The following is an 18,636-nucleotide window of genomic DNA, read 5'->3' as shown; positions in this document are numbered from 1 at the left end:
CACCTCTCAGAAGGTGAACGAACGGTCGACGGCGTCGAGCACTCGGTCGAGATCGGGCAGGTAGTGGTCCTCCAGCCGGGAGGGCGGGTAGGGGGTGGAGAAGCCGCCGACTCGGAGCACCGGGGCCTCCAGCCGGTAGAAGCACGTTTCGGTGATCCGGGCGGCCAGCTCCGCGCCGTACCCGCTGAAGACGGGCGCCTCGTGCACGACCGCGCAGCGGCCGGTCCGCTTGACCGACTCCATCACCAGCGCGCTGTCGAGCGGGTTGAGCGAGCGCAGGTCGACGACCTCGACCGAGCGCCCGTCCTCCTCGGCCGCCGTGGCGGCCTCCAGGCAGGTCTTCACCATCGGCCCGTAGGCGATCAGCGTGAGGTCGGTGCCCGGCCGTACGATCTTGGCCGCGTCGAAGGGGTACCAGTCGGCGCCCGCCGTGTCGACCTCGGCCTTCTCCCAGTAACGGCGCTTGGGCTCGAAGAAGATGACCGGGTCGTCGCAGCGGATCGCCTGCTGGATCATGCTGTAGCCGTCGGCCGGGTTGGAGCAGGCGACCACGCGCAGGCCGCTGGTGTGGGTGAAGTACGCCTCGGGGGACTCGCTGTGGTGCTCGACCGCGCCGATGCCGCCACCGCAGGGGATGCGGATGACGACGGGCAGCTTGAGCTCGCCGAGCGAGCGCATCGGCATCTTGGCGAGCTGGGTGATGATCTGGTCGGCGGCGGGGAAGACGAAGCCGTCGAACTGGATCTCGCAGACCGGGCGGTAGCCGCGTAGCGCGAGACCGATGGCGGTGCCGATGATGCCCGATTCGGCGAGCGGGGTGTCGATGACCCGCAGCTCTCCGAAGTCCTTCTGCAGACCGTCGGTGACCCGGAAGACGCCGCCGAGCTTGCCGACGTCCTCGCCCATGACGAGGACTTTGGGGTCGTCCTCCATGGCCTTGCGGAGTCCCTCGTTGATGGCTTTGGCCAGGGCCAGCGTGGTCATGATCCGTCAGCTCCCTCGAAGGTCGCGAGGTAAGCCGCGAACTGCTCGCGCTCCTCGTCCATCAGCGCGTGCCGCTCCGCGTAGACGTGATCGAAGATGGCCAACGGGCCGGGGTCGGGCATCGCCAGGCAGCGCTTGCGCACGTCGCGCCCGAGCTGGTCGGCCTCCGTGTCGATCGCGTCGAAGAACTCCTGGTCGGCGAGCTGGTTCTTGAACATGTACGCCTTCACCCGCTCGATCGGGTCCTTGAGCTTCCATGCTTCGAGCTCGCCCGCGACGCGGTAGCGGGTGGGGTCGTCGGAGGTCGTGTGGGCGCCCATCCGGTAGGTGAACGCCTCGATCAGGGTCGGTCCCTGGCCGCTCCGCGCGTCGTCGAGCGCCTTGCGGGTCACCGCGAGGCAGGCGAAGACGTCGTTGCCGTCGACCCGGATGCCGGGGAAGCCGAAGCCGCTCGCGCGCCGGTAGAGCGGGATGCGGCTCTGCTTCTCCAGCGGTTCGGAGATCGCCCACTGGTTGTTCTGACAGAAGAAGACCACCGGGGCGTTGAAGACGCTCGCCCAGATGAAGGACTCGTTCACGTCGCCCTGCGAGGTGGCGCCGTCGCCGAAGTAGACGAGCGCGGCGGCCTCGGCGCTGTCACGCTGGATGCCCATGGCGTAACCGACCGCGTGCAGGGTCTGGCTGCCGATCACGATCGTGTACAGGTGGAAGTTGTGCTCGGCCGGGTTCCAGCCGCCGTGGTTCACGCCGCGGAAGAGGCCGAGCAGCTTGACCGGATCGACGTCGCGGCACCAGGCCACGCCGTGCTCCCGATAGGTGGGAAAAGCCATGTCGGCGTCGGTCATCGCCCGCCCCGAACCGATCTGGGCGGCCTCCTGGCCGAGCAGCGAGGCCCAGATGCCCAGCTCGCCCTGCCGTTGGAGGGCCACGGCCTCCAGATCGACCCTGCGCACCAGGACCAGATCACGGTAGAGCCCGCGGATCTCGTCCGGCGTCAACTCGATGTCGTAGTCGGGGTGCTCGACCCGCTCTCCCTCAGGGGTGAGGAGCTGGACGAGTTCCGGGGGATCCTCGGTTCCACCCAACTGGCTGAAACCACGAGAGGCGTCGATTGCCACGTTGCCACTCCTGTTTTGCTCGGGGCCGCAGGGGATGGGGTCACCACCTGTCGTACGGCCGGCTCGCCACGCCCACGGTCCGGTTGGTGGTGGTCCATGTGCGTATGGGGACATCGTGGCAGAGGTCACATGCCTTGTGCACCCGCTCCCATGTGCTTTCCTCACCTCGTTCCTCACCGTTCCCGATGAGCCCCGGAACACACCGCCCGGAACCAGGCAGTAGCCTGGTTCCGCTCCAACCCCACCGCCCCAAGCAGGAGGAACACGTGGCGCGCGTCATCGTCGACGTCATGCTCAAACCGGAGATCCTCGACCCGCAGGGGCAGGCCATCGCCCGTGCGCTCCCCCGCCTGGGCTTCTCGGGCGTCTCCGCGGTACGGCAGGGCAAGCGGTTCGAGGTCGAGATCGACGGTCCCGCCGACGAGGCCGCTCTTGCGGACGTCCGAAACATGGCCGAGACACTCCTGGCGAACACCGTCATCGAAGACTTCACCGTGCGGGTGGAGGGGTAGAACAGCACATTTGACACACAAGACTTCGACACCAGGGTGTAAAGCCACCTTCGGACGTGCCACAATCCCACGGGTTGACCAACAGTAAATAACAACAGCGTTATTTTGCGGTTAGCCCTGATTTCTCGGGGAAACCTTCCAAGCGTGTAGTTCCTCGCCGGGGAGGGGTCCGGTGGATATTGAGTTCTCGTTGGCCTTGCCTAGGGATGCGGTAGGTATCCCGATGGTCCGCAGAGTCCTGGGGGATGCCCTGCGTTCGCTGGGCGTGGCGGAGAACTGCGTCGCCGACGTCCTGCTGGCCGCGTCCGAAGCCTGCGCCAACGCCGTACGGCACGGCGGCCCGGCCAACCGCTACGAGGTGACGGCCGCCATCGGCGAAGGCCGTTGCGATCTGCGCATCATCGACAAGGGTCTCGGCCTGGCCGCGCTGCCTGATCGCTATCCGCCCGCCGACATGGAGAACGGCCGCGGCATCCTGATCATGCAGGCGGTCGTCGACGAGATCTCCTTCGACATCAATCCCGGCCGTGGCACCACCGTCCACCTGCGCAAGCTCCTCCTGTGGGACGACGAGTCCGCCGTCCGCCGCGATCGGGTGCTGGCCACCGTGTGAGCGCACCGGGCACTGTCCGGTCCGTTTGCCCTGACCGGATAGCCTGAGGCGTACCTACCGCCGCAGACCACTGTCCGATTGGGTGAGACGGTGGCGCGGCGCTCTCGCGTGGAGGGGAACGACAGCCATGAGTGCTGCCCGGGTGGGCGTGGTCACTTTTCCCGGAACTCTTGACGATCAGGACGCCGCGCGTGCCGTACGGCACGCGGGTGGTGAGGCGGTGCCGCTGTGGCACGCGGACACCGACCTGAAGGGCGTCGACGCGCTCTTCCTGCCCGGAGGGTTCTCCTACGGCGACTATCTGCGCTGCGGGGCCATCTCACGGTTCGCGCCGCTGATGGGCGAGGTCGTCCGGGCGGCCGGTGCCGGGCTGCCGGTGCTGGGCACCTGCAACGGGTTCCAGATCCTTTGTGAGGCCCACCTGCTGCCCGGTGCGCTGGTGCGGAACGGCGGGCTGCACTACGTGTGCCGTGACCAGCGGCTTCGGATCGAGAGCACGGACACCCCCTGGACCTCCGGCTACACCGCCGGCCAGGAGGTGGTCATCCCGATCAAGCACGGTGAGGGCCGCTATGTGGCCGCCCCCGACACGATCGACGCCCTTGAGGCCGGCGGTCAGGTGGTCGTCCGTTATCTCGGCAACCCGAACGGCTCGCTCAACGACATCGCCGGCATCCGCAACGAGGCGGGCAACGTCGTCGGCCTGATGCCGCACCCGGAGCACGCCGTCGAGGACCTCACCGGCGGACCGGGTACCGATGGCCTCGGGTTCTTCACCTCTATCCTCAAGAAGCTGGTCAACGCATGATCGACTCTGTCAGCCGGGCGGAGCAGACCCCCGGCGAGCGCCTGCCGTACGTCGAGCTGGGCATGAAGGACGAGGAGTACCAGCGGGTCAGGGACATCCTCGGCCGCCGCCCGACGAGCAGCGAGCTCGCCATCTACAGCGTCATGTGGAGCGAGCACTGCTCCTACAAGTCGTCCAAGGTGCATCTGCGGCAGTTCGGGACGAAGGCCCCGAAATCCGAGGCGTTGCTCGTGGGCATGGGTGAGAACGCCGGCGTGGTCGACATCGGCGACGGCTGGGCGGCCACGTTCAAGATCGAGTCGCACAACCACCCGTCGTACGTCGAGCCCCATCAGGGCGCGGCCACCGGCGTGGGCGGCATCGTCCGCGACATCATGTCGATGGGCGCGCGGCCGGTCGCGGTCATGGACGCGCTGCGCTTCGGCGCCGCCGACGCCCCCGACACGCGCAGGGTGCTCCCCGGCGTCGTCGAGGGCATCAGCTCGTACGGCAACTGCCTCGGCCTGCCCAACATCGGCGGCGAGCTGGCCTTCGACCCCTGCTACATCGGCAACCCGCTGGTGAACGCGCTGTGCGTGGGCCTGCTGCGCAAGGACCAGATCAAGCTGGCCACCGCGCCGGGCCCGGGCAACAAGGTCGTCCTCTTCGGCGCGCTGACCGGCCCCGACGGGATCGGCGGCGCCTCCGTGCTGGCCTCGGCGACCTTCGAGGACGGCTCGGAGACCAAGCGGCCCAGCGTCCAGGTCGGCGACCCGTTCATGGAGAAGCTGCTGATCGAGTGCTGCCTGGAGTTGTTCCAGGCCGACGTGGTCGTGGGCATCCAGGACCTCGGCGCGGCCGGAGTCTCCTGCGCGACCACGGAGCTGGCCGCGAACGGCACCGGCGGCATGGACGTCCAGCTCGACCTGGTGCCGCTGCGCGACCCGACGCTGCGGCCCGAAGAGATCCTGATGTCGGAGTCGCAGGAACGGATGATGGCGGTCGTCACACCCGCCGACATCCCCGCCTTCCTGGAGATCTGCGCCAAGTGGGACATCCCGGCGACCGTGATCGGCGAGGTGACCGACACCAAGCGTCTGGTGATGACCTGGCACGGCGAGACCATCGTCGATCTGCCGCCCGGCACCGCCGCCAACGAGGGTCCCGTCTACGAGCGCCCGTTCCACGAGCCCGAGGGGCAGTCGGCCCTCAACGCCGACGACCCCGCCCGGCTCGCCCGCCCCGACGACCTGCGCGCGACCCTGCTGCGGCTGCTCGGCTCGCCCAACCTGGCCTCCAAGGAATGGGTCACCGGCCAGTACGACAGATATGTGCGCGGCAACACCGTGCTCGCCCAGCCGGCCGACGCGGGGGTGCTCAGGGTCAGCGAGGTGATGCCCGGCGCCACCGAGACCAACCGCGGCATCGCCCTCGCCACCGACGGCAACGGCCGCTACGCCCGGCTCGATCCCTACGCCGGAGCGCAGCTCGCCCTCGCCGAGTCCTACCGCAACGTCGCGGTGACCGGCGCCCGCCCGCTCGCCGTCACCAACTGCCTCAACTTCGGCTCGCCGGAGGACCCCGAGGTCATGTGGCAGTTCGCCGAGGCCGTACGCGGCCTGGCCGACGCCTGCAAGGCTCTCGGCGTCCCCGTCACCGGTGGCAACGTCTCCTTCTACAACCAGACCGGCGCGGCCCCCATCCACCCGACCCCCGTCGTCGGCGTCCTCGGCGTCCTCGAAGACGTACGGCGACGCGTCCCGTCCGGGTTCACCGGGCTGGGCGAGCGGGTGGTGCTGCTCGGCGAGACCGCCGACGAGTTCGGCGGCTCGCAGTGGGCCCAGGTCGACCACGACCACCTCGGCGGCCTTCCCCCTGCCGTGAACCTGGAAGCCGAGCGCGCCCTGGCCACGGTCCTGGTCGAAGCCGCCACGCGCGGCCTGCTGACCGGCTCACACGACCTCTCCGACGGCGGCCTGGCCATCGCCATCGCGGAAGCCTGCCTGGCGAACGACGTCGGCTGCGTCGTCACCCTCCCCGGCGACGACGCCTTCACCGACCTGTTCAGCGAGTCGGCCTCCCGCGCCCTGGTGACCGTCGTCCCTGAGTCCTTCCACGCCTTCGCCGAGCTCTGCTCCGTCCACGAGGTGCCCTGCTCCACCCTGGGCGTCACGGGCGGCTCGTCCCTCGTCGTCGAGGGCGTCCTCGACATCCCCCTCCCGGAGCTGCGCCAGACCCACGAATCCCCCCTCCCCGCCCTCTTCGGCTGACCTCCACCCCACACGGCCCGCGCGAACCACGCCCGGGCCGTGTTCTCTTTTCCCTGTAGGAGCGTCGATCAGGATCGAATCCGAATCACAGGGCCATCTGTGCAGGTTTTCGTTCACATCGGCCATAGAATGAGGCTGACTTCCTACCTGTGGAGAGGCTCGGCATGCTGGTCGGTTTTCGGGCCGCAAACGTCCTTTCGTTCCGTGGAGAGATCGAACTGTCATTGCTCGCGCCTGAAGGTGGCGATCGAGCCGCACGGTCGATCAGCGACCTCCGCGTCTCACCCGTCGCCGCCGTCTTCGGAGCCAACGCCTCGGGTAAGACGAATTTGCTCGGCGCCATGCGATGGATGCGCCATGCCGTCCTGGATTCGGTGGCCGACTGGGCCAGGGCCAAGGGGGTTCCGCGACAACCGTTCGCGGTCGATCGCGAGGCGGCGGAGGAAGCCTCCCTCTTCGAAGTCGACGTGGTCATCGGGGCCGATCGGTACGTCTATGGATTCGAAGTGTCTGACAGGCGCGTGGAGACCGAATGGCTTCATGTCTATCCGCGCGGGAGCCGTCGCCGTCAGGTCTGGTTTGATCGTGACGCGGACAGGAACGAGCAGTTCCGCTTTCCCAGCGACCGGCTGAAAGGCCCGAAGAAGCCGCTGATCGAGTACACCAGACCCAACGCGCTCTTCCTCACCGCTGCGGGATCGCTGCACGTCAAGCAGTTGGCGCCACTGTTCTCATGGTTCAACGACAATCTGTGGCTGGTCAGCCCGGGTGACGATCTGCACCGGCTGGATGCACACAGCCGACGAAAGCTTCTTGATCCGATCTTCCGGAAACGCGTTGAAAGGCTGCTGTCCGTAGCAGATCTTGGCATTACCGGCATCGAGGTCGAGGACAAAGACGAAGAGGCGCCGGCGGTCTCCCTTGTCCATCAAGGCAGGAACGGCTCGGTGGCGTTCGACATCCGCCACCAGGAGTCGTTGGGGACGCTGACCTGGCTTGCCTTGCTCATCCCCCTGCTCAAAGCGCTCGACGACGGGGCCGTCCTGCTGATCGACGAGCTTGATTCCAGCTTGCATCCCGTCCTGGTCGCCGAGATCGTCCGCCTGTTCGAGGACACCGTCGCCAATCCACTTGGCGCTCAACTGGTGTTCACCGGGCACGATGTGACCCTGCTCAGCAAGGCTCACCTTGAGCGTCCTCTGGACCGCGAGCAGGTCTGGATCACGGAGAAGATGAGCACGGGCGAATCCAGGCTGTATCCGCTCACCGATATGGGTGTACGGACGGACGAGAGCATGGAACGCGGATACCTCCGCGGCCGTTATGGCGGGATTCCGCGGATCGGGCTCAGAGACATGGCGGTGGAGACGGAGCAGCGCCGTACCGAGGCCGGCGGGTGAGCCCGGTCAGAAAGAGAGGAGCCCCGAAGGGGGGTCCTCGTGTCCCACGCGCCGTCACCGAGGGCAGGGGACGTCAGGTGATCTACGCCGTCGTGGAAGGTGAGAGCACCGAACGGGATTACCTGAAGTATCTCGAGGAGGAATACGCGGGGGAGCCTCGCGCTTTCGAGATTCACGTGATCTGGGAGCGGAAAGGCCTCAAACCGCGTGAGGTCGTCGCTCGGGCACTGGAGAAGATCAGCGAGCTCGACGATCTGAAGCGCGAGCAGGTATGGGCCTTCTTCGACAGGGATCAGCACACCCGCGTTCAGGAGTCCTATGCCGACGCCCTGGCACAAGGGGTCAACGTCGCGTTCTCCCATCCATCCTTCGATCTGTGGCTCTTGCTGCACTTCGTGGCCGGGCCTCCTGGGGCACAGGGCGGCTCTAGCTCGAATGTCCATCAGCTGCTGCGGGGCAGCCACCTCGCCTACCGCGATTTCGACAAGCGGGGCAAGCACGTGACCGGGATACGGCGGCAGGCGTTGAAGGGGCGTGCGGAGCATGCCGCCCAGCTGGCCAGGGTGCTGGTAGGCAACTGCCCTAGTCTTGGCTGCTCCCCCACGAAGGGTCACGCCGCGGATTGCGGGGTGCTCGCCCGTGACCCATCGACCGAGGTCTGGAAGCTGCTGGCAGAGCTGGGCATCGTCTCTCGTTGAAGGTGGCGGCCGGAGATGGCGAGTCGGGCCTGCCGTCCAGCATCGCGCTTCGCTGTTCGGGGGACCGTGCTCGAAGACGACGTGGTGGTCAGCGTGTGACGCGTTATCGCCAGCCAGGCCTACGTCGTCCTTGCTTGGAGGCCGGGTCGGAGCGTTCCGCCGGTCGGTCGGCTGGGGCTCATAAGTCGGGCTTGGCTGGACATGGTCATCCGGCGTCGCGCTTCGGGATAATGAACTCCGTTCGGGGGAAACCGCGCCTTCTGGCCGCGGGCGAACATGACGGGGCGCACACCCATGCGGCGAGCGTCCGCTGATCTGGAGGGCGATCGTGCCGACCAGCGCTTCCATGCCGGAAACCACCCCATCGGGCCACGACCCCGAGCCCTACCTGCCACCGGCCACCCAGCCGGTCCGCGCGGTCGTGTGGGCGATCCACCTGATCGTGCCGATGCTCGGCCTGTGGCTGCTGCTGGCGAATCCGCACATCGACGTCAAATGGCAACACGAGGTGAGCCATTTCTGGCTGATCCTCGGGGTCGCGGGCATCAATGTGGTGCTCGGGGCGATGATCAGCCAGGCGTCGGCCCGCCGGTCGGACGCGCGGCTGCTGCTGGTCTCGCTCGTCTTCCTGAGCACCGCCGGCTTCTTCTTCCTGCACGGGCTGACCACCCCGACGATCATCCTTCCGAAGGGGACCATCGGCTTCGACCTCGCCCAGCCCGTCGGGCTGACGGTCGCCTCGGTCTTCGCGTTCGTCTCCGCACTGCCCCTTTCCGAACGCGCCGCGCGTGCCGTGCTGAAGAACGCCGACCTGCTGCGCGGCGGGCTCATCGTGCTGCTCGTCGGCTGGGGGGTCGCGTCGCTGGTGCCGGGGCTCAGGGCGCTGCAGGACCGCCCGCCGCCCGGCGGGGCGACGCTGGGGCTGGGGGCGATCCCCTCGGTGCTGCTGTACACGGCCGCGGCGGCGCTGATGTTCCGCACCCACCGGCGGCGGCCGGCGGCGCTACTGATCAGCCTGATCACCGCGTACGCGCTGCTCGCCGAGGCGATGGTGGCGGGGATGTCGCACCACAACTGGCAGCTCTCCTGGTGGGAGTGGCACCTGCTGCTGACGCTGGCGTTCGGGTTCGTCGCCTACAGCGCCTACATCCAGTTCCGCCGGGAGGGTTCCAGCGCGGGACTGTTCGACTCGATCACGCTCGCGGCGACGGTCAGGCGGATCCAGGCGCAGTACGAGGAGGCGCTGGAGGAGCTCGTCGGCCATCTGCGCCGCCGTACGGAGTCGGGGGTGCCGGTGGCGACCCGGCTGGCGGGAAAGTTCCGGCTGACCGAAAGTCAGGCGGCGGTGCTCGACCGGGCGGGCGAGGCGCTCGCGTCCGAGCGGGAGCTGTCGGACCGGCTCGGCGCGCTGGTCGACGTGGGGCGCAGCGCGCGGGTGGGGCTGCCCGAGCAGGAGCTGCTCTCCCGGGCCCTCGACCGTGTCCGGCGGGCGTACGGCGACGTGCGGATGGGCCTGGTCGCGGACGGCCTGGTCGCGATGGGATCCAGGGAGTACGGCGAGCACGACTTCCCCGGCGGGGAACCGGTCCGGCACGACGGGATGCTCGTGCACCCGCTCACGGTCAAGGGACGGCTCGCGGGCGCGCTCAGGGTGCCGGTGGGCAGGACCTCGCAGGACGAGACGCTGGCGGCCCTGCTGGCGGGACAGATATCCATCTCGCTGGAGAACGCCCGGTTGTACGGCGAGCTGTCCACCCTCTTCCGGCAGTACATGTCACCGGACGTGGCGGCCTCGTTGCTGGCCGACCCGGAGCAGGCGGCCCTCGGCGGCTCGCTGGTGGAACTCACCTCGCTGTTCGCCGACCTGAAGGGGTTCACCACGTTCTCCGAGCGGGTCTCGCCGGGGGAGATCGTCGACATGCTCAACCGGTACCACACGGCCGCCGTGCCCTGCATCCTGGCGAACGGCGGCACGGTCGTGCAGTTCGTCGGGGACGCCCTGCTCGCCCTGTTCAACGCGCCCGCCCGCCGGCCGGACCACGCGCGGGCCGCGGCCAGGGCGGGGCTGGCCATGCAGGAGGCGGCGATCAGGGTGGCCGAGGAGGTCGCCCGGGAGCAGGTCGCCGGAGCCCTGAACGGGGTGGAGTGGCCGCGGTTCCGGGTCGGGATCAACACCGGCACCGCCCTCGTCGGCAACATCGGCAGCCCCGAGCTGCGCGGTTTCAACGCCATGGGCGACGCCGTGAACGTCGCCGCCCGCCTCCAGACGCTCGCCGAGCCGGGCACGGTCGTGATCGGCTCGTCCACCCTCGACCAGCTCGGCCCGGGGGCCGAGGTGAGCTCCCTGGGCAAGCTGACCCTGAAGGGCAAGGAACAGCCGGTCGACGGCTACGTGCTGCACGCGCTGGGGGGATAATCCCCTCCCGTACGTGGATAATCCGGATGAAGACCCTTGAGAGGTCAAAGCCACCATGAACCAGCCGGTCCCCTTCGAACCCGATGAGTTCCTGTCGTTACTCACCCCGGAGGAACTGGCGACACTCCGGGCGAACGGGCGGCCACGGCGTTGGGACCGGGGCGACACGGTCATCAACGAGGGAGACGCCGCCGACTGGGTGCTGGTGCTCACCGCGGGCAGGGTCAAGGTCTCCTCGCACACCGCGAGCGGCACCGAGGTGGTGCTGGCGATCCGGGGCCCGGGGGCCCTGCTGGGCGACATGTCCGCCATCGACGGAGGGCCGCGGTCGGGCACGGTGACCACCCTGGAGCCGGTCGAGGGCATCGTGATCGGCGACTTCCCCGGATTCCTCCACCAGCACGGGCGGATCGCCGTACTGCTCATGAAGCTGATCATCGGCAGGCTGCGCGACGCCGACCGCAAGCGCATCGAGTACGGCGCGTTCGACACCACCGGCCGCGTCGCCACCCGGCTCGTCGAGCTGGCCGAGCGGTACGGCGAGCCGTCGGGCGGCGGGGTCCGGGTGGCGTTGCCGCTCTCCCAGGACGAGCTGGCCGGGTGGACCGGCGCGTCCAGGGAGGCGGTCAGCAAGTCGCTGCGGGCGCTGCGGGATCGCGGGCTGATCGCGACCGGCAGGCGACGGGTGGTCATCCACGATCTCGAAGGGCTGCGCAAGCGAGCCAGGTGAACCGCAGGCGTACGCGGTACGCCGGATTGGAAGGCATGGTCGCCGCCCCCCAGGAGCTTCCTGGCACGCCCGAATACGTCAGAAGGCTCAGGTACGCGTGGCGGGTCTGCTCGGTGACCAGCCTCGGACTGGTGCTGATCGGGATCTCCGGCAGCACGCTCAACGTCGCGCTTCCCGAGGTGGTGCGGCACTTCCGGGCCGACGCGTTCGCGGCTACCTGGATTCTGCTGTCGTTCCTGCTGGTCAACACGGCCACGCTGGTGTTCTTCGGGCGCGTCGCCGACCTGTTGGGCAGGCGGGAGGTGTATCTGGCGGGGTTCGCCCTGTTCACGGTCGCCTCGTTGCTGGCCGGGCTGTCGCCGAACGTCGGCCTGCTGATCGCCATGCGTGCCGTACAGGCGGTGGGGGCGGCCATGATCCTGGCGAACGGCACGGTACTGATCACCGACGCCTTCCCGCCTGACCGGCTCAGCCAGGGCATGGGCGTCTACATCGGCACGCTCTCCGTCGCCCAACTCGCCGGGCCCACACTGGGCGGCCTGATCGCCGAGACGGCCGGCTGGCAGTGGATCTTCTGGATCAACGTGCCCGCCGGGCTGATCGCGCTGGTCTGGGGCGGTCTCACGCTGCGGCGGACGCCGCGTGGCCGCCGCGAACCGGTCGACGCGGTGGGCAACCTGATCGTCTTCGCCCTGCTGTCGGCCGCGTTGATGGCGCTCAGCGAGGCGGGCTCCCGCGGGCCGTCCAGCCCGGTGGTGATCGTCGGCGGTCTGGTCGCCGTCGCGCTGGTCCCGGTGCTGGTGCTGGTGGAGAGGCGGGCGTCGCATCCGGTGCTCGATCTGCGGGTATTCGGCGAGCGGGTGCTCGCGATGGCCAACCTGGCGTCGTTCTGCAACGCCGTCGCCCGTGCCTCGCTGATCCTGCTCGCCGCGCTCTACTTCCAGGCGGCCAGGGGCGACGACGCGCTCGCCGCCGCGCTCGCCGTGCTGCCCGTCCCGATCGGGATGGCCCTCGCCTCGCCGCTGGCCGGCGCGCTCGGCCGCCGTGTCGCGCCCTACTGGCTCTCGGTGGGCGGCTCGCTGTTCAGCTCGGCGGGCCTGCTGGTGCTGCTGCTCTCGACCGATCCGGCCACGCCGTACTGGATCCTGGCGGCCGGGCTGTTCGTGTGCGGATGCGGCAGCGGGACGTTCCTGACGGGCAACACGACCCAGGTCATGAGCGCCCTGCCGGCGGGCAGCCTCGGGGTGGTGAACGGCTTCCGGCTCATGATCATGAATGTCGGGATCGTGCTCAGCGTGGCCCTGACCCTCAGCGTGCTGTCCGGCTCGGTCGCGCCGGCCGTACGTCCGCTGGTCTACCAGGGCACCCTCTCGCGGCTCTCGCCGGTCGCGCTCGACCAGCTCATGACCGGCTTCCAGCGCACCTACGCGGTGTTGTTCGGGGTCGCGTTGCTGGGCGCCTTCCTGGCGGCCATGGCCTCCACGCCGGACATCAGGAGGTCCAGGCCGAAGGAGTGATAGAAGCCGATGTCGACGGGCTCCTCCAGGGTGGCGGCGTACTCCACGATGCTGGGGAAGCGGTCGGCGGGCAGCGACTCCATCGACAGCCGGTGCAGGCGGCGCCGTTCGGCGGCCTCCTCGGGGGGCAGCTCCCGCGATTCCTCCGGCTGGCCGCGGACCAGCCCGATCGCGCCGGTCAGCAGGTACGACGAGGTGTAGGCGCCCTCGGCGAGGGTGAATCCCGCCTCCCGGAGGAGCGCCAGCGAGGAGTCCGTGAGCCGCAGGAAGGCGTTGACGGATTCCCTGTCACACCGGTCGAGCAGGTCGGGCAGGCAGGGGTGCGCCCGAAGCTCATCGATCACGCCCGCCACCATCACCCGCAGCCGGACGTTCCATGACCCGCCGGCCGCGTCCTCCTCGATCACATCCCGCAGCACGTGGTCGACGAGCGCGGTGAACAACTCCTCCTTGTTCTTGAAGTGCCAGTAGAGGGCCATCGGCGTGACCTCGAGCTCGGCCGCCAGGCGCCGGATCGTGAGCCCTTCCAGCCCTTCCCGGTCGGCGAGCCGGAGCGCTTGGACCAGGACGGCCTCACGGGACAGTTTGCTCATCACTTGACAACTGTACAACGTATAAGTTCCACTATACGGCGTACATGTACGTCGTATAGTTTGGAGCGGTCGTGGCAGACGGCAGGAGATGGTGGGCGCTCGGCGCGGTGGCGCTCGGGACGTTCATGACCTACCTCGACAACAACATCGTCAACGTGGCGTTGCCGACGATCCAGCGGGAGCTCGGCCTGACCCTCTCCGGCCTGGAATGGATCACCAGCAGCTACATCCTGGTCTTCGCCGGGCTCATGCTGCTCGGCGGCAGGCTGGCGGACGTCCTCGGCCGACGGCGGGTGTTCCTCGCCGGTCTGGTCGTGTTCACCCTGGCTTCGCTGGCCGCCGGGCTCGCCTGGGACGGCCCCACGCTGATCGCGGCCAGAGCCGTGCAGGGCATCGGTGCGGCGTTCCTCACCCCCACCGCGCTGGCCCTGATCACCTCGCTCTTCCCCGACACGCGAGAGCGGGGCACGGCGATCGGCCTGTGGAGCGCCGTGGGCGCGCTGTCCATGGCGTTCGGCCCGCTGGCCGGCGGATTCATCAGCGAACGCTGGGACTGGGGATGGGTCTTCCTGATCAACGTGCCACTCGGTGTGGCAACGATCGGGTTCGGCCTGTGGGCCATCCGGGTGCCCGCCGACCGAACCAGCCGCCACCTCGACATGCCCGGCATCACGACGTCGACGATCGCCCTCTTCGCACTGACCTACGCGCTGATCGAGGGCGAGAACACCGGCTGGACCTCGGCACCGATCCTCACCGCGCTCGGCGTGGCACTGCTGTCCGCGACGCTCTTCCTCGTGATCGAGACGCGTACGGCGGAGCCGATGATCGACCTCTCGCTGTTCCGGTCACGGGTGTTCAGCGGCGGCATCCTGGCCCAGGGCCTGTGGTCGTTCGGCATCTTCGGCGTCTACTTCTTCAGCGCCCTGTGGCTGCAGAACATCCTCGGCTTCTCCCCCACGGAGGCCGGCGCGGCGTTCGTCCCGATGGCGCTGCTCACGGCCGTCGCCGCCACCCAGGCCCAGCGGATCGCCGGTCTGATCGGCAACGGCCTCGCCATCGCCCTCGGCCTGACCCTGATGGCCGTGGCCATCTTCGCCCTCTCCCTCATCGGCAGCGACGGCGGCTACCTCGACCTGCTGCCCTGGTTCCTGCTCTACGGCCTGGGCGGAGGCATGCTCATCCATCTGACCGCCGTCATCATCAGCACGCTCCCGGTGTCCCGCGCCGGGATCGCCTCCGGCGTGATCAACGTCTCCCGCGAGGTCTCCGGCCTGTTCGGCGTGACGGTGCTCGGCGCGATCCTCACGGCCAGGCAGTCCGCGGCGCTGGAGGCGGGCGCCAACCCGCTGGCCGCCTTCCTCGACGGCTACCAGGTCGCCCTCGTCGTCACCGCCGCCGCCCTGTTGATCGGCGTCCCCCTCAGCCTCTACTCCCTCCGGACCAGCCGACCCGACCGCCCCCAGGCCCCCTTCCCCACGAAAACCCCGGACCCCGTCAACCACTGACCGCTGCTGTGCCTTCTCCGCTCCGCCTGGGCCGCGGCTCCGAAGGGTCGTCCGATCAGGTCGTTCTGATCAGGAGGGGCGCAGGGTCGTGAAGGCTCGATCGATCAGGGTGGCTCGGTCGGTGGCGCCACCGGTTCTGAGCCACTCGGACGAGGCCGCGTCCAGGGCCGCGCCCGCGGCGGCGGTGTAGAACTCCGCGGTGAATCCGTCCAGGCCGGAGCCGGGGCGTTCGCGAAGGGCGTCGGCGATGAGCCGGCGGGACTCGTCGCGCCTCTGGTGGAGGCGGGCGCGCAGGGTGGGGGTGGACTCGATCAGCCGCAGCCGGGCGAGCTGGTCGGTGGACTCGCGGATCCTGGCCTCCCACGCGTGCAGTACGGCGCGCAGGCAGTCCCAGGGCGTCTCCTCGGCCGGACGGGCTCGCACCTCCTCGGCGAACCCCTCTCCCATCACGTCCACCACCCCGAGCACCATGTCCTCCTTCGTGGCGAAATAGCGGAACAGGCTGCGTTTGGACAGCCCGGCGACCCGGGCCACATCGTCGACCGTCGTCGTGTCGAACCCGCGCTCCACGAACAGGCCGAGGGCCAGCTCGGCCAGCTCGGCACGGACGGCCCGCCGGGCCCGCCCTCTGACCCCATCGGCTTCCTCCATGCACCGCAGTCTACTAATCGTCGCTTGATGACACTATTGTCACTGAGTGACATAGGATGGCGGCGACCCCGAGGAGGCGACACCATGACGCAGATGGACGGCCGCACGGTTCTCGTGACCGGTGGCACCGGCGGCATCGGCAAGGAGACGGCACGAGGGCTGGCCAGGCTCGGCGCCCGCGTCGTCGTGGTCGGGCGCGACGCCCGCCGGGCCGCGGAGGCCGCCGAGGAACTACGGCACACCACCGGAAACGGGCAGGTCCACGCCCTCACCGCCGACCTTTCCCGCCAGCGCGACGTGCGCCGGCTCGCCGGGGAGGTGGCGGAGCGGCACGGCGAGTTGCACGTGCTGCTCAACAACGCGGGCGCGAACCCGCCGAGCAGGATCCTGACGGAGGACGGCGTGGAGACCGCGTTCGCGGTCAACGTCCTCGCCCCCTACCTGCTGACCACGCTCCTGCTGCCGATCCTGCGGCACTCCGCCCCCGCCCGCGTCGTCAACATCACCGGCGGCGTGCCGCGCGGCCGGATCGACCCGGCCAACCTGCAGGCGGAGCGGTCGTTCGCCGGCTGGCTCACCGACACCCAGTACAACCGGTCCAAGCTCGCCCTCATGGCGATGAGCCGCACGTTCGCCGAGCTTGAGCCGCCCGGCGGGGTGACCGTCAACGTCGGCTATCCGGGACACGCGTACACGCCGATGAACAAGGCCTCGGGCATCGGCAGCTATCCGGTGCTGGCCCGGCCGATCGTGCCGCTGCTCCGGGTGCTGATGCCGCGGGTGTGGGGAGACCTGGAGAAGCCCGCCCGCAACGGGATCCGGCTCGCCGCCGACCCCACCTTCGAAGGGCTGACCGGTACCTACCTCGACATCAAGGGACGAACCGCCGGATGGCCGGCGACCACGGCCGACCCCGATGTCCGGGCGGCGGTGTGGGAGGCGTGCGAGAAGCTGACCTCTGGCGACCGCCACCCGGGCACGCCGGGCTGAGTTCATCGGAATCGCGTCCATGAGGGGACCTGGACAAGGGTCCGGATCAGACAGCCGGCCGCGTACGGCGCGCCGTACGTATGACGGTTTCCGGCACTGACTCCAGCCGTGGCATCGGGGGCACGGGACGGCGTGAACCCGGATGGGGACTTGTGGCGAGACATCGCTGACCACTTCTCCCACGGAAGGCCGGCCGCCATGCCAGGGTGCCAGCAATGACAGCACCGCCCACCGCGCCGACCAGCGACGGCGCGCTGATAGCCGAGTCACGGGCCGATCCGGAGGCGTTCGCCACGCTCTTCGACCGTTATTCGGGGATGCTCTACCGGTATGTCTCCCGCCGGTTGGGACCGGAGGTCGCCGAAGATCTCGTCGGGGAGACGTTCCTGGTCGCCTTCGCCCGGCGGAAGCACTACGACGTGGCCTACGCCGACGCCCGGCCGTGGCTGTTCGGCATCGCCACCAAGCTGATCTCCCGGCACCGCCGTACCGAGGCCGCCCGTTACCGGGCGCTCCTGCGCAGCCCCGCCGAGGTCATCGTGGAGTCGCCCGCCAATCGGGTCGCCGCGGGCGTCACGGCTCAGGCGTCCCGTCCGGCGCTCGCCCGCGCGCTGACGGAGCTCTCCGCCCGCGATCGTGACGTCCTGCTGCTGATCGCCTGGAGCGACCTGTCGTACGAGGAGGTCGCGCGGGCCCTGGACATCCCGATCGGCACCGTGCGGTCCCGCCTGAACAGGGCCAGACGCAAGGTCCGCGCGAAGTTCGGCGATCTCAACCCGATGCACGAGGAGGAGTGACCATGGACGATCTGACGATGCTCCGCGACCTCGGCGGCCAGCTGGAGCACGAACCGCCCGCCACGCTCGCACGGCAGCGGCAGCGGCTGCTCGCCCCTCCTCCCCGGCGGGTCCGCGGCTGGACGATGCTCGCGCTGGCCGCGGCGGTCACCGCCCTCGTCGCCGTGATCCCCACCGTAATCCCTACCGTGATTCCTACCGTTGACCTGGACGGGTCCGCGGCCCGGCCCGCGCCGGACGGGCCCCTCAACGTGCTGCTGGTAGGCACCGACAGCGAGTCGGGCTCGCCCCGATTCCGGACCGGCCGTGGCACGCGCACCGACACGATGATCCTGCTGCACCTGGCCGCCGACCGGAAGAAGGCGACGGTCCTCAACATCCCCCGCGACTCGATCGTCGACATCCCCCCCTGCCTGTCCACCGCCGGGACGAACCTCCCCGCCAGGACCGACATGATCAACCAGGCCTACGCCACGGGCGGGCAGGCCTGTGTCCTGAACACGGTCGAGTCGACCACCCGGATCCGCGTCGACCACCTGGTGGAACTCGACTTCTCCGCCTTCGAAGGCATGGTGGACGCGCTCGGCGGGGTCGAGGTGAGCCTGCCCCGGCCGGTGGACGACCTCAAGACGAAGCTGAAACTCCCCGCCGGCAGGCATCTGCTCAACGGTGACCAGGCACTGGGCTACGTACGGCTCCGCAACTACGGCGACGGCTCCGACCTGAGCCGGATCAAACGCCAGCAGGGATTCATGAAGGCCCTGGTGAAGAAGGCAGCCGGGCAGCTGACCGATCCCGTACGGCTGGCGGCCTTCCTCGGCGCGGCCACGAAGTCGATCAAAACCGACCCCTCGCTCGACGTGGGCACGATGAGCGCCATCCTCAGCAGCCTGACCGAGCTCAAGCCCGGCGCCATCACCTACACGACCGTCCCCACCCGCCCGCACCCCGAGGACCGCAACCGCCTCCAGTGGCTCCCCGGCCCCGCCGAACGACTCTTCGCCCCCCTCCGCAAGTGACGGAGCGACCTCGCCATGATGACTCGGGGGTGG

The 18,636-nt window shown here is 69.2% G+C and carries 17 protein-coding genes; 13 read left to right on the top strand and 4 right to left on the bottom strand.

The genetic code is table 11. The annotated features are described in order from the left end of the window. Positions 1-6: 6 nt before the first annotated feature. On the bottom strand, positions 7-984 hold the full coding sequence (locus MBA17_RS31590; RefSeq protein WP_238500389.1) for an alpha-ketoacid dehydrogenase subunit beta: 978 nt from the start codon (positions 982-984) through the stop codon (positions 7-9). Beyond that, positions 981-2,102 carry a pyruvate dehydrogenase (acetyl-transferring) E1 component subunit alpha gene (gene pdhA, locus MBA17_RS31585; protein WP_238500388.1) on the bottom strand — a complete coding sequence of 374 codons (1,122 nt, stop codon included), beginning with the start codon at positions 2,100-2,102 and terminating at the stop codon, positions 981-983. Before pdhA ends, MBA17_RS31590 begins: the two co-directional genes overlap by 4 nt. Before the next feature lie 266 nt (positions 2,103-2,368). On the opposite strand from pdhA, the gene purS reads away from it, so the two are divergent. The 9 genes from purS to MBA17_RS31540 all read left to right on the top strand — a co-directional run bounded on the left by purS (position 2,369) and on the right by MBA17_RS31540 (position 13,045). Further along, positions 2,369-2,614 carry a phosphoribosylformylglycinamidine synthase subunit PurS gene (purS, locus tag MBA17_RS31580; protein ID WP_238500387.1) on the top strand — a complete coding sequence of 82 codons (246 nt, stop codon included), beginning with the start codon at positions 2,369-2,371 and terminating at the stop codon, positions 2,612-2,614. Positions 2,615-2,837: 223 nt separating this feature from the next. Then, complete coding sequence (locus MBA17_RS31575; RefSeq protein ID WP_238500386.1) at positions 2,838-3,227, top strand: ATP-binding protein; 390 nt, start codon at positions 2,838-2,840, stop codon at positions 3,225-3,227. Between the two features lie 127 nt (positions 3,228-3,354). Further along, positions 3,355-4,035 carry a phosphoribosylformylglycinamidine synthase subunit PurQ gene (purQ, locus tag MBA17_RS31570; RefSeq protein WP_238500385.1) on the top strand — a complete coding sequence of 227 codons (681 nt, stop codon included), beginning with the start codon at positions 3,355-3,357 and terminating at the stop codon, positions 4,033-4,035. Next, a complete protein-coding gene (gene purL, locus MBA17_RS31565; protein WP_238500384.1) occupies positions 4,032-6,284 on the top strand; it encodes a phosphoribosylformylglycinamidine synthase subunit PurL in 2,253 nt (750 codons plus the stop codon). Before purQ ends, purL begins: the two co-directional genes overlap by 4 nt. 164 nt (positions 6,285-6,448) lie before the next feature. Beyond that, positions 6,449-7,684: an AAA family ATPase gene (locus MBA17_RS31560; RefSeq protein WP_238500383.1), complete on the top strand. Its 1,236-nt coding sequence runs from the start codon at positions 6,449-6,451 to the stop codon at positions 7,682-7,684. Between the two features lie 77 nt (positions 7,685-7,761). Then, a complete protein-coding gene (locus tag MBA17_RS31555) occupies positions 7,762-8,382 on the top strand; it encodes an RloB family protein (RefSeq protein WP_238500382.1) in 621 nt (206 codons plus the stop codon). Positions 8,383-8,710: 328 nt separating this feature from the next. Continuing rightward, on the top strand, positions 8,711-10,798 hold the full coding sequence (locus tag MBA17_RS31550) for an adenylate/guanylate cyclase domain-containing protein (RefSeq protein ID WP_238500381.1): 2,088 nt from the start codon (positions 8,711-8,713) through the stop codon (positions 10,796-10,798). A 55-nt stretch (positions 10,799-10,853) separates the two neighbouring features. Beyond that, positions 10,854-11,528 carry a Crp/Fnr family transcriptional regulator gene (locus MBA17_RS31545; RefSeq protein ID WP_238500380.1) on the top strand — a complete coding sequence of 225 codons (675 nt, stop codon included), beginning with the start codon at positions 10,854-10,856 and terminating at the stop codon, positions 11,526-11,528. 35 nt (positions 11,529-11,563) lie between these two features. Continuing rightward, positions 11,564-13,045: an MFS transporter gene (locus MBA17_RS31540; RefSeq protein WP_238500379.1), complete on the top strand. Its 1,482-nt coding sequence runs from the start codon at positions 11,564-11,566 to the stop codon at positions 13,043-13,045. On the opposite strand, the gene MBA17_RS31535 is transcribed toward MBA17_RS31540, so the two are convergent. Continuing rightward, positions 12,952-13,638, bottom strand: a complete 687-nt coding sequence (locus tag MBA17_RS31535; protein WP_238500418.1) for a TetR family transcriptional regulator — start codon at positions 13,636-13,638, stop codon at positions 12,952-12,954. The two genes, MBA17_RS31540 and MBA17_RS31535, sit on opposite strands and share 94 nt — an antisense overlap. Positions 13,639-13,709: 71 nt before the next feature. Here MBA17_RS31535 and MBA17_RS31530 point away from each other — a divergent pair, with 71 nt between their 5' ends. Further along, positions 13,710-15,146 (top strand): MFS transporter, encoded by a 1,437-nt coding sequence (locus tag MBA17_RS31530; RefSeq protein ID WP_238500378.1) that lies wholly within the window; start codon positions 13,710-13,712, stop codon positions 15,144-15,146. A gap of 69 nt (positions 15,147-15,215) precedes the next feature. Here the strand turns inward: MBA17_RS31530 and MBA17_RS31525 are convergent, their stop codons facing one another. Beyond that, positions 15,216-15,797, bottom strand: coding sequence for a TetR family transcriptional regulator (locus MBA17_RS31525; protein ID WP_238500377.1), 582 nt, complete (start codon positions 15,795-15,797; stop codon positions 15,216-15,218). Positions 15,798-15,881: 84 nt separating this feature from the next. Here MBA17_RS31525 and MBA17_RS31520 point away from each other — a divergent pair, with 84 nt between their 5' ends. The 3 genes from MBA17_RS31520 to MBA17_RS31510 all read left to right on the top strand — a co-directional run bounded on the left by MBA17_RS31520 (position 15,882) and on the right by MBA17_RS31510 (position 18,603). Then, on the top strand, positions 15,882-16,787 hold the full coding sequence (locus MBA17_RS31520; protein ID WP_238500376.1) for an SDR family NAD(P)-dependent oxidoreductase: 906 nt from the start codon (positions 15,882-15,884) through the stop codon (positions 16,785-16,787). 215 nt (positions 16,788-17,002) lie between these two features. Then, positions 17,003-17,584, top strand: a complete 582-nt coding sequence (locus MBA17_RS31515) for an RNA polymerase sigma factor (RefSeq protein WP_238500375.1) — start codon at positions 17,003-17,005, stop codon at positions 17,582-17,584. Positions 17,585-17,586: 2 nt separating this feature from the next. Continuing rightward, positions 17,587-18,603: an LCP family protein gene (locus MBA17_RS31510; protein WP_238500374.1), complete on the top strand. Its 1,017-nt coding sequence runs from the start codon at positions 17,587-17,589 to the stop codon at positions 18,601-18,603. Positions 18,604-18,636: the final 33 nt, after the last annotated feature.

The organism is Dolomitihabitans soli, from assembly GCF_022213955.1.
GTDB lineage: Bacteria > Actinomycetota > Actinomycetes > Streptosporangiales > Streptosporangiaceae > Streptosporangium_A > Streptosporangium_A soli.
The sequence above is the reverse complement of the archived record's forward strand: the minus strand, read 5'-3'. Positions and strand labels throughout refer to the sequence as shown.